The organism is Paenibacillus sambharensis, from assembly GCF_003233845.1.
In the GTDB taxonomy this organism is placed as follows: domain Bacteria; phylum Bacillota; class Bacilli; order Paenibacillales; family Paenibacillaceae; genus Paenibacillus_I; species Paenibacillus_I sambharensis.
This window is the reverse complement of record NZ_QKRB01000061.1, coordinates 24,043-36,095: the sequence shown is the minus strand read 5'-3', so window position 1 is coordinate 36,095 and position 12,053 is coordinate 24,043. Positions and strand designations below refer to the sequence as shown.

The following is a 12,053-nucleotide window of genomic DNA, read 5'->3' as shown; positions in this document are numbered from 1 at the left end:
GAGGAGCCTTCATGAATGAAACGCAAATTCCATCCCGGACAGCTGTAACGCGGGATCGGATCCGCAAGGAGCTGGCCTATTGGCAGGAGCGGCTGGAAGACGGACCGCTGTTCAGCTCCATCCCGGGGGATCAGCCTCGTTCCCGGGAAGCCGGGCAGGCGATGGAAGGTATGGCGGAGCGGATTCCGCCTGAGGTCGCGGCCAGAATCATCGCCGCGGCCAAACACTCCGAAGCCGGAATGTATATGATCCTTCTGTCCGGTGTAACGTGGCTGCTTGCCTATTATGGCGGGACGGAAGACGTAATGGTGGCGATGCCGGGCTTTCACAGGCGTTCGGATGCCTCTGCAGGGATGGAAGCGGCATGTCTTCCTCTTCGCATAATGGTGGAGGGCCAGCTGACCTACAGGGAATGGCTGATGAAGAACCGCAGTCTGGTCATGGAGGCGGATGAGCACAAAAGCATCCCGTTTGCGGAGCTGTTGACGCTCCTCGGCCATGCCGGGGCGGACAGTCTGCCGGAGTGGACAACGGCTGTCTATATGGACGGCGTTCATCAGCCTGAGCATCTTGCCGCCATCCATTCCGACCTGATATTTGGCTTTTACTACGGCGACGGCGGCATCTCCCTGCGTCTCAGCTACAACACAGAACTGTACAGTGAAGCATACGTGGCACAGCTGGCCGGGCATCTGTTCCGCTTCTACGAAGCGGCGCTTGCCGACCCGGGGGCGGCGATCGGCCAAATCGAAGTGATCGGTGAGGAAGAGAGACAGCGGCTGTTGCACGGCAGCAGCCATCTGACTGCCTCCTATCCCGAGGAGCTGACGCTGCACGGACGGTTTGAATGGGTGGCGGCGAAGCATCCGGACCACCTGGCCGTAACCTGTGAAGGGCGCGCTCTGACATACCGGGAGCTGAACGAACGGGCGAATCGGCTGGCCTGGACGCTGCGTGCGGGGGGACTCGCTCCTGAAGCGCTTGTTGCGGTCATGATGGACCGGTCCGAGGATATGCTAATTGCCATGCTGGGGATTCTGAAAGCAGGCGGCGCTTATGTCCCGGTTGACCCGGACTATCCGGCTGACCGGATTGCTTACACTTTGGACGACAGCGGCGCGGCTTATCTGGTCACAAGCGGCAGCGGGTCTGCGGGAGCGGCGGGTTTTGATTTTACAGGCACAGTCATTGACCTCTCGGACACAGACCGGCTGGATGCCCGCTGCAGCAACCCGCCCTCTGTGAATGCGCCGGATCACTTGTGCTACATCATCTATACATCGGGTACGACGGGAAGACCGAAGGGCGTCATGATCGAGCATCGTAATGTAATCCGCCTGCTATTCAACGACTCCTTCGCCTTTGACTTCGGCAGCGATGATGTGTGGACGCTGTTCCACTCCATCTGCTTCGATTTCTCGGTTTGGGAGATGTACGGCGCGCTGCTGTACGGCGGAAGGGTTGTTGTGGTACCGAAGGAAACGGCCAGAGACCCGAGGCAGTTTACGGAGCTGCTCCGGCAGGAGCAGGTGACCGTGCTGAACCAGACTCCGACGGCGTTTTACTACGTGGTCGAGGAGCTCAGGCGTTCAGGTGCCGAAGCCGCGCATGGTCTCGCGCTCCGCTATGTCATATTCGGCGGGGAAGCGCTGAAGCCGGCTATGCTCGCGCCGTTCCGGCAGCTCTGTCCGGATACGAAGCTCGTGAATATGTACGGGATAACGGAAACGACCGTGCATGTCACTTATAAGGAGCTGACGAGCCGGGATATTGACGTAAATGCCAGCAACATCGGCAAACCGATTCCTACGCTTGCAGCCTATATCATGGACGGCAGCGGCAGACTGGTGCCCGCCGGCGTGGTCGGCGAGCTGTATGTCGGCGGAGCGGGCGTGGGACGGGGCTACCTGAACCGTCAGGAGCTGACAGCGGAGCGCTTCATCGACCATCCCCACAAGCCGGGGGAACGTCTCTACCGGACAGGAGACCTAGCCAAAATCCGCCTGGACGGCGACATGGAATATTACGGGCGAATTGACCATCAGGTGAAGATTAGAGGACACCGCATTGAGCTCGGCGAGGTGGAGTCGGTCTTCATGCGCCACCCTTCTGTGAAGGAAGCAATCGCAATCGCGGCCGATGACGCGGGCGGGCAGACGCATATCTGCGTCTACTACGCTTCCGACGAGCCGCTTGCCAGCTCGGACATGCGGCAATACGCATTCGGCTATCTGCCGGACTATATGGTGCCGTCCTCGGTTATTCAACTTGAAAATATCCCTCTTACCGGCAACGGCAAGGTTGACCGCCGCCGGCTGCCGGACCCATTCAGCCGGGCGGGCGAAGAGGCAAGCTATACAGCGCCAGCCACCAGCATGGAAGCGAGGCTGTGCGGGCTTTACCAGGAGCTGTTCGGCCTGGAGCGGGTTGGCGCGGAGGACAGCTTCTTCGGACTCGGAGGCGACTCGATCCGTGCGCTGCGGCTGATCGGCAGCATTAGCGACACAACAGGCGTGCAGCTGCAGATCAAGGACCTGTATATGCATCCTGTGATTCGGGATTTGGCCGCGCACCTGGAGGCTGCAGGCGGGGAAGGGACGGGCCCTCACCTGCAGGAAGCGGCAGAAGAGCTTGCGCATCTCAAGCAGGAAATCTGCGGCGATGACGCATTATCAGCTCTCCTGCCCGCAGGCTGGGAAGATCTGTTCCCGATGAGCGATATTCAGGCGGGGATGATCTATGACAACCTGAAGAATCCGGAAGAAGCGCATTATCACGACCAGATGCCTTTTCCGCTGGAGGATGAGTCTTATGACGGGACAATGCTTAAGGCTGCCCTTGCGGGAATGGCCCGCAAGCACGGCATCCTCCGTACGGTATTCGACCTGCAGTCCTTCCGGGAGCCGGTGCAGATCGTGCTGTCGGCCTATGAGCCGGAGATGGAGACGGTTGATCTTACCGGGCTTCAGCCGGCTGACCAGCAGAAACGCATCGACGCTTATATGGAGACAGACAGGCAGCGGGGCTTTGAGCTGGGACAGCCGCTCTGGCGGACATGCATATTCCAGCTTGACCGCAGCAGATATATTCTGCTGTTCATCTGCCACCATGCTATCCTGGACGGCTGGAGTGTGGCGGCCTTCGTAACCGAGCTAACGAACGCTTATTATGCCTTGAAGACTGGCGGCGGACCGGCAGCTTCGTTCCAGCCGCTGCAAAGCTCATATAAGACCTTTGTAACCGAGCAGCGTGCCATCCGCAGGGATGCGGACATGAAGGCATACTGGTCGCGGGAGCTGGATGAATACAAGCGACTGGAGCTGCCGGTACGGAATACCGAAGAGCCGGGACAGACGGCATTTTACGAGCATCCATTAAGCGGCGAAATAAGCCGGGAGCTGGCCAAGCTGGCAAACCGCCACCAGACCAGCCTGAAGCATGTCTGCTTTGCCCTGTATACCGCTGTCATGAGCCTGATGAGCAGGGATAACGACCTCCTGACAGGCATGGTGGAGCACAACCGTCCTGCCGCCGAGGATGCGGACCGGCTGCTGGGCTGCTTCCTGAATACGGTGCCTGTCCGGCAGCGGATTGAAGCCGGCGATACATGGCGGGATCTGCTGGTCCGGACGGATGCCAAGCTGAAGGAGCTGAAGCACTACGGCCGCCTGCCGCTCGCGGAAGTGATGAAGACGGCAGGCGCTGCATCCGGTGACGGGCAGCCGCTCTTTGATACCTTTTTCAACTATATCGATTTCCATGTCTATAACGACCTTGACCCCCGGGCAGGCGCGCAGAGCGGGAATGGCATCCAGGTGGAGGGCTTCGTGCGCAACGATATTCTGCTGGACTTCACTGTTGTTCACCACGAAGGGGAGATCAAGCTCAGCTTCATGTACAGCACGCGTGTATTCACACAGCGGGACGTAATGAACCTGGCCGACAGCTACGTGCGCGGCGCGGAACTGGCAGTCCGGGAGGAGGCGGCTCCTTTCCGTAAGGAAATGCTGTTGGCAGAGGAAGAGCTTGAGTGGCTTCGGGAAGCGGCTGCAGGCCCGCAGCCGGAGACGATTAGTGCACGGACGGTTACGGCGATGGTCGAAGAGCAGGCACGGCTTCAGCCGATGCAGACAGCTGCCGTCAGCGGAGGGCAGAAGCTGACCTATTCGGAGCTTAGCGATGCGGCGGACAAGGCGGCACGCGCCTTGACGGCGCGCGGCATTGGCCGTGGCGACCGGGTGGCGCTCGTATTCGAGCCCGGCGTGCGGATGGCGGCAGCCATGCTTGCGGTTCTGAAGTCCGGTGCGGCTTATGTGCCGGTCGACCCTGCTAATCCGGCGGAGCGCACAGCGTTTGTGCTGGAGGACAGCCGCAGCAAGGCGGTGCTGACAGCAGACGGCACGCTTGCGGGCGTACAGCCTGCAGGCTGTGAGGTACTGGATTTCGGCAAGCTGTGCGCAGAAGGCGGCGAGCTGGAGAGTTCAGGGATGGAGAATCCGGAGGCACCGCAGCTGGACGAACCCGCTTATATCATCTATACCTCGGGAACAACGGGCACGCCCAAAGGAGTGGTCATCAAGCACCGGGGCTTGGCCAACTACGTCAGCTGGTTCATCCGCAGCGTGCGGCTGGGCAGCGAAGACAGCACGGCGCTGCTGTCCTCCTACAGCTTCGACCTGGGCTATACGGCCGTATTCCCTGCGCTGTGCGCTGGAAGCGGGCTGCATCTTCCGGTCAAGGATGTGTACAGCGATCCGGGACAGCTGCTGGCTTACCTGGAGGAACAGCGGATTACGATGGTAAAAATGACGCCGTCCCTCTTCGGGACGCTGGTGCAGAGCTACAAGCTGGCGCACAGCCGCCTGGATGCGCTAAGGCTGGTTGTGCTTGGCGGCGAAGCGCTGCACCCGGGTGATGTGGAGCGGTTCCGCCAGCAGTTCCCGAACACGGCATTCATGAATCATTACGGGCCTTCCGAGACCACAATCGGCTGTGCGGCTGGAATGATCCCTTCTGACCAAGAACAATGGGCAGCCTTCAAGCGACAGCCTGTGCTCGGCAGAGCCATCGATCATACACGCATCTATGTGCTGGATAACCAGCTGCAGCCGCTTCGTCCGGGTGTAACCGGCGAGCTGTATGTCGCCGGCGAAGGACTGGCTGAGGGCTATCTGGGCATGCCGGAGCTGACGGCGGAGAGATTCGTTACGGCGGAGGTGCTCGGCCGGCTGCAGCGGCTGTACCGGACGGGGGACCTCGGCTGCTGCACCGGGGAAGGCATGATCGCCTTCCAAGGCCGGGCCGACGGCCAGGCCAAAATCCGCGGCTACCGTGTGGAGCCGGGCGGCATCGAGGCCAAGCTGCTTGCCCATGAAGCGGTTGCGGAAGCGGCGGTTGTCCCTTATCCGGACCGCGAAGGCCGGACCAGCCTTGCCGCATATCTGACCGCACACGGCAAGCTGTCTGTATCGCAGCTGCGGAGCTGGCTGGCCGAGACGCTGCCGGATTATATGATCCCGTCGAGCTTCACGCAGCTGGAGCGTATGCCGCTTACCGCTAACGGCAAGCTGGACCGTAAGGGGCTGCCTGCACCAGGCAGCGGCGCAGCAGCTGAAGGCGGCTATACACCGCCGGGCAGTGCGCTGGAGAAGACGCTTGCGCAGATCTGGGAGCAGGTGCTTGGGGTTGTGAGTCCTGGCATCCATGATCATTTCTTCGAGCTTGGCGGCGATTCAATCAAGGCGATCCAGGTATCCTCCCGCCTGCATGCACAGGGGCTGCGGATCGAACTGAAGAATGTGATGAAGCATCCGACAATTGCCGGAATGAGCAAGCATATTACCGCGGCTAACCGGGTGATCAGCCAAGGGCCGGTCGAGGGAGAGGTTACATTCACGCCTATCATTCACCGGTTTATGGAGCAGCCGGCGGAAGTCAGGCATCACTATAACCAGTCGGTCATGCTTCACTTCCGTGAAGGCATTGCCGCGGATACTGTCCGCAGGATTTTTGACAAGCTGACCCGGCATCATGACGCGCTGCGTTTGGTATTGTCCCGCGCGCAGACCGGTGGTGAAGACCGCTTGCGGTTGTACAACAAGGGACCGGAACACACCAGCTGCAAGCTGATTGTACGCAATTTCCGCCATGTTGCCGATCCGGCGGAGCTGGTTGCCAAGGAAGCGGATATGCTGCAGGGCAGCATCTCGCTAGAGGAGGGGCCGCTGGTACAGCTGGGCTTGTTCCAAACCACTGAGGGAGATCACCTGCTCATTGCGATTCATCACTTGGCAGTCGATGGTGTCTCGTGGCGGATTCTGTTCGAGGATATTCTGACGCTCCATGGTCAGGCAGCAAGCGGCGAGCCGCTGGAGCTGCCGGGCAAGACCGATTCCTTCCAGTATTGGGCGGAGGAGCTTGCGGCTTACAGCCGAAGCAGTGATTTTCACAAACAGGCGGCATACTGGCGGGCGATTGCAGAACGTCAGTATGGGACGCTGCCGACAGATCTAGAGCCTGCAGATAACAGCGTGCACCGGGCGCGTTCGTACTCCGTCCGTCTGACGGAGGAATTGACCGTCAAGCTGCTAAGACGTGCCCACCATGCATACGGAACCGATACGAATGATCTGCTGCTTGCTGCTCTGGGGCTGGCCTGCAGGGACTGGTGCGGGATGGACCGGCTGCTGGTGGAGCTTGAGGGCCACGGACGCGAGGACATTAGGCGGGACGTGAATATCAGCCGCACGGTCGGCTGGTTCACCGCCGTATATCCGGTTGCGCTGGAGCTGCAGGGGCTGGATGACCGGGATGCCGCGCACAGCGGGCTGTCCGCCTATGTGAAGCGTGTGAAGGAGCAGCTGCGGCAAATTCCGGACAAAGGGCTTGGTTATGGCCTGCTGAAATATATGGCTCAACGGGATGAAGGGGCTGCCTCCGTACCGGCGCTGCCGGAGCCGGAGATCAGCTTTAATTACCTGGGACAGTTCGACCAGGAAGTGGAGACCGGCGTGTTCGGCGTCTCTCCGCTGCCTATGGGGAGCCCGGTGCATCCGCATGCCATCAGGCGCAGCAAGCTGGACCTGACCGGCATCATTACGGGCGGAAGCCTGGAGATGACGGTTCATTACAACGGGGACGCATACAGGGAAGCGACAATCCGGCAGTTTGCGGAGGGCTACAGGAAGCGGCTGGAGCAGCTCATTGAGCATTGTGCCAGTAAGGAGTCGCCCGAGCGGACACCAAGTGATTACGGCAGCCGGACCTTGTCCATCGCCGAGCTCGAGCGGATTGAACGGCGCTATCCGGACATGGAGCAGGTGTACCCGCTCTCGCCTATGCAATCGGGACTGCTGTTCCACTCACTGATGAATGCTGGATCGGAGGCTTATTTTGAACAGTTTGCCTTTGTGCTGAAGGGGAAGCTGGATTTTGCAAAGTTTGAGCTGAGCTTCAATGAGCTGCTGCGCAGGCATGATATTTTCCGGACGGCATTCGTGTATGAGGGCGTTGCGGTTCCGCAGCAGGTTGTCCGCAGGCATCGCGATGTCTCTATAGAGCTAAGGGATCTCCGGCAAATGAGTAAGTCTCAGCAGCAGGAGCAGGTGGAGCTTGCCAAGCGGCTGGACCGGGAGCAGGGCTTCGATCTGGCGGAAGGCGTCCTGATGCGCATGACGCTGCTGCAGATTGAGGACGATGCTTACCAAGTGCTGTGGAGCCACCATCATATCGTGATGGACGGCTGGTGCATGGAGACGGTTACCGGTGATCTGCTCGAAGCTTACCGCGCGCTTGTTGAGGGCACGGAGCTGAGACTGGAGCCTGCGAAGCCTTACGCCGACTATATCAGGTGGCTGGAGGGCGTGGACAAGGAAGATGGGCTGGCGTATTGGCGGAATGCCCTGCAGGGCTACAGCCGCCAAGCTTCACTGCCGCGTACGCGCAAGGGCGAAGGCTGCTACATCAAGCGGGAGTACACGCTTGAATTTGGCAAAGTGCTGACACGGCAGCTGGAGCGGCTGGCCAGACAGCAGCGTGTGACCATGTATACCGTTCTTCAGACGCTGTGGGGACTTATTCTGCAGCGGTACAACGGAACGGATGATGTGGTATTCGGCTCGGTTGTATCCGGCAGGCCGCCGGAAATCAGCGGCATTGAAACGATGGTCGGCCTTTTCATTAATACAGTTCCTGTCCGGATTCAGTCAGAGGATGAGCAGCGGTTCAGCGGTCTGCTGGAGAAGGTTCAGGAGGCGTCCATTGCTTCGAGAGCACATGAGTTTATGCCGCTGGCAGAGATTCAGAGTGCATCAGCCCTGAAGCAGGATCTGGTGGACATGATCATGGTCTATGAGAATTATCCGGTCGGCCAGCAGATGGAGCAGGCGGGCGGGGAAGACGGGCTCGCGCTGTCCATTACGGATGTCGAGATCTTCGAGCAGACGAACTACGACCTGGATCTGACGGTCATTCCAGAGGAGACGCTCCAGATCAAATTTACGTATAACGCAGCCGTATATGACCCTCGTCTTATCGAACAGGCAGCTTCTTACCTGCTTGAGCTTGCGGGCCAGGTAACGGCAGATCCGGAGGTTCGAATTGGTGAAATTCAGGTGCCGGGCGAATCCGGGCAAGCCGGGCTTCTGCAGCTTTCGAGAGGCAGGCGGGCCGACTATCCGCTCGACGTGCCGGCTTACCGGCTGATCGAAGCGCAGGCTGCCCTTCATCCGGAGCAGACCGCTGTTATTTTCGGCGATGAGAAAGTCAGCTACGGGTCGGTGAACGAGAGCGCGAACAGAATGGCGCATTACCTGCGCAAGGCGGGAGCTCAAAAGGAAGAGCTGGTCGCGGTCCTGCTCGAACGCTCCCCGCAGATGCTTGAAGCTTATCTGGCGATCTGGAAGGCGGGCGGCGCCTATGTGCCGGTTGACCCGGACTATCCGGTTGAAAGGCAGCTCACGATCCTTCGGGAATCAGGCGCGCGCTATGTCATGACGAAGGCAGCGTATGCGGACAAGCTGCAGCTGGCTGTCGGTCTTACGGGCGTGAATATGCTGTGCATGGATAAGCTGGGGGCCCAGATCGGCGCTGAGTCGCCGGATAATCTGGAGCTGGAGGTGTCCGGCGAAGATTTGGCCTACGTTATCTATACATCAGGCTCCACGGGCACACCGAAGGGCACGATGATCGAGCATGCGGGCATGCTCAATCATATGCTGGCGGAGATTGATGAGCTTGGCATCAGCGGCGGAACCGTGCTGGCCCAGAATGCGAGCCACTGCTTCGACGTCTCGGTCTGGCAGTTCTTCGCTGCACTGCTGGTCGGCGGCACAACAGCCATCTATCCGAATACGCTCATTATGGAGCCGGAGCAGCTGGTCAGCCGGCTGCAGGAGGATAAGGTAAGCATTCTGGAGGTCGTCCCTTCCTATCTTGCGGTCTTAATGGATGTCATGGAAGCAGGCGGGCACAGGCTTGAAGACCTAAGGTATCTGATGATAACCGGTGAGACGGTAAAGCCGGCGATGGTCGGCAGATGGTTCGAGCTGTGCCCGGATATTCCGATGATCAATGCTTACGGGCCGGCGGAGGCGTCGGATGATGTCAGCCAATACGTGATGACAAGCCTTCCGGATACGGCGAACATACCGGTTGGCCGCCCGATTCCGAACATGAATCTCTACGTTGTGGACGAACGGATGCGGCTGTGTCCGGTTGCCGCGGTAGGCGAAATCTGTGTATCGGGCATTGGCGTAGGGCGCGGCTATCTGAACGATAAGCAGCGGACGGAAGCGGTGTTCATGGACGATCCGTTTACAGAAGATCCGGGCGTGCGTCTATACCGCACAGGCGATCTCGGACGCTGGCTGCCGGATGGAACGATTGAATTCTATGGCCGCCGGGATTATCAGGTGAAGATTCGCGGATTCCGGATCGAGCTAGGCGAGATTGAGGCCAGGCTGACCGGATACACGGGTGTACGCGAAGCGGTCGTTACGGATTTTACGGATAAGCAGGGCAACCAGGCGCTCTGTGCTTACATCGAGATCGACCCGCAGATGCTGGAGGCAAGGCCCGAGACCCTTACGGCGGAAGCAATACGGAGCAGCTTGGCTCAGCAGCTGCCGGATTATATGATCCCGGCTGTCATCCTGTTCCTTGACCGGATGCCGCTGTCGCCGAACGGCAAGGTGGACCGCAAGGCGCTGCCATCTCCTGATTCCGGCCTGCAGGCGGACAGCGGCGGCTATGAAGCGCCGCGCAGCGGTACCGAGGAAGCTTTGGCCGCTGTCTGGGCAGATGTACTGGGGCTGGAGCGCGTCGGCACCCGCGACCACTTCTTCAGCATCGGCGGCGATTCCATTAAAGCGATCCAGGTCGTTTCGCGTCTGTACAGTCACGGCCTCAAGCTGGAGATGAGAGATCTGTTCCAGTACCCGCAGATCGCGCAGCTAAGCCTGTACGTGAAGGCAGCACAGACGGCTGCCAGCCAGGGGCCGGTGCAGGGTGAGGTGAGGCTGACCCCAATTCAGGAGAGCTTCTTCGAGGCGGGGCATGCGGAGCCTTCACACTATAATCAATCCGTCATGCTCTACCGGGATGGCGGCTTCGATGAACAGGCAGTGAAGCAGGCTTGGCTCGCGATCGTGAAGCATCACGATGCGCTGCGGATGATTTTCCGGCATGGAAATGATGGCATAACCGCTTATAACCGGGGGATTGATGAGGACGAGCAGTCGCTCCTGCAGCTCACGGTTCATGAGCTTCGCGGCTCAGGCTTAACGAAGGAGCAGGAGGCAGAGGCTGTTCATGAGCTCGCTGGCAGTATTCAGCGGAGTATGGATATATGGACAGGTCCGCTGGTACGGGTCGGCCTATTCCGGACAGACAGCGGAGACCATCTGCTGGCGGCTATTCACCACTTGGTGGTGGACGGCGTGTCGTGGCGTATCTTGCTGGAGGACTTCGAGCTGGCTATGCGCCAGCTGGAGCAGCAAACGGCAATCCGTCTGCCGGACAAAACGGTGTCCTACCAGAGGTGGTCAGAGCTGCTGGAGGCCTATGGTACTGACAAGGCGATGAAGGCGGAAGCCGGTTACTGGCAGGCGCAGGACCAGACTGCCGTGCCGCCGCTGCCTCGTGACAGCAGGCTGAATGGACCGAGACTGCTGCAGGATTCGGCAGTGCTGCAGAATACACTTCCTGCTTGGCTGACCCGGGACCTGCTGACATCCGTCCACCACGCCTACAATACGGAGATTAATGATCTGCTGCTGACGGCGCTTGCCGCTGCACTGACCCGCTGGACGGGCTGCAGCCTGCACCGGATCGCCATGGAAGGGCATGGCCGGGAGGAGCTGCTGCCGGAGATGAATGTGAACCGGACGGTCGGCTGGTTCACCTCGGTGTTCCCGGTCCTGCTGGAAGCAGAAGGGGAGGAAAGACCGGAAGCGCCGGGCATCCGGATTCGCCGGATGAAGGAAGCGCTCCGGAGGATTCCGAACAAGGGTGCAGGCTACGGCAGGTATAGACAGCTCTACCGTCCCTTGTCCGGGGATGAGGGGGCTGCGGCAGAGCCTCAGGCGCCGGAAATTGTATTCAACTATCTCGGGCAGTTCGACAATGATCTTGCAACAGGCATGTTCGAGCCATCGGCCTATTCGGGCGGTTATGAATCGAGCGGCGGCAATACGAGCGAGTATGCGCTCGATATAGCGGCTGTAATAGAGAACGGACAGCTTGCTGTCGCTGTGACGTACAACAGGCATGAATTCAGGGAAGGGACGATCCGTGGATTTATGGATGCCTACCTGCATCAGCTTGAGGTGCTGATCCGGCACTGCATGCAGCAGACCGGAACAGAACAGACTCCGACGGATGTGGGCTACGAAGCACTGTCGCTTGAAGAGTTTGACGAGCTGTCAGCCGAGCTGGCGGATCTGCTGGACGATTAGGGGTTCGGCTGGGTTGTATACCGCCGCTGACCGCTGCTGGGCAAGATTAGGGCAATTCGATGCCGGATGCCGCTGTATAAGCGGCTCCCGGCACGGTTT

Annotated in this window: 1 protein-coding gene; it reads left to right on the top strand. The window is 59.7% G+C overall.

Translation table 11 applies throughout. The features are described from left to right. Window positions 1-11: 11 nt before the first annotated feature. Window positions 12-11,954, top strand: coding sequence for a non-ribosomal peptide synthetase (locus DNH61_RS25410; RefSeq protein WP_111149769.1), 11,943 nt, complete (start codon window positions 12-14; stop codon window positions 11,952-11,954). The last annotated feature ends 99 nt before the right edge of the window (window positions 11,955-12,053 follow it).

What these genes read in the sequence shown, in the direction of transcription:
- DNH61_RS25410 (WP_111149769.1), top strand. Translation starts at nt 12, where the DNA reads ATGAATGAAACGCAAATTCCATCCCGGACAGCTGTAACGCGGGATCGG.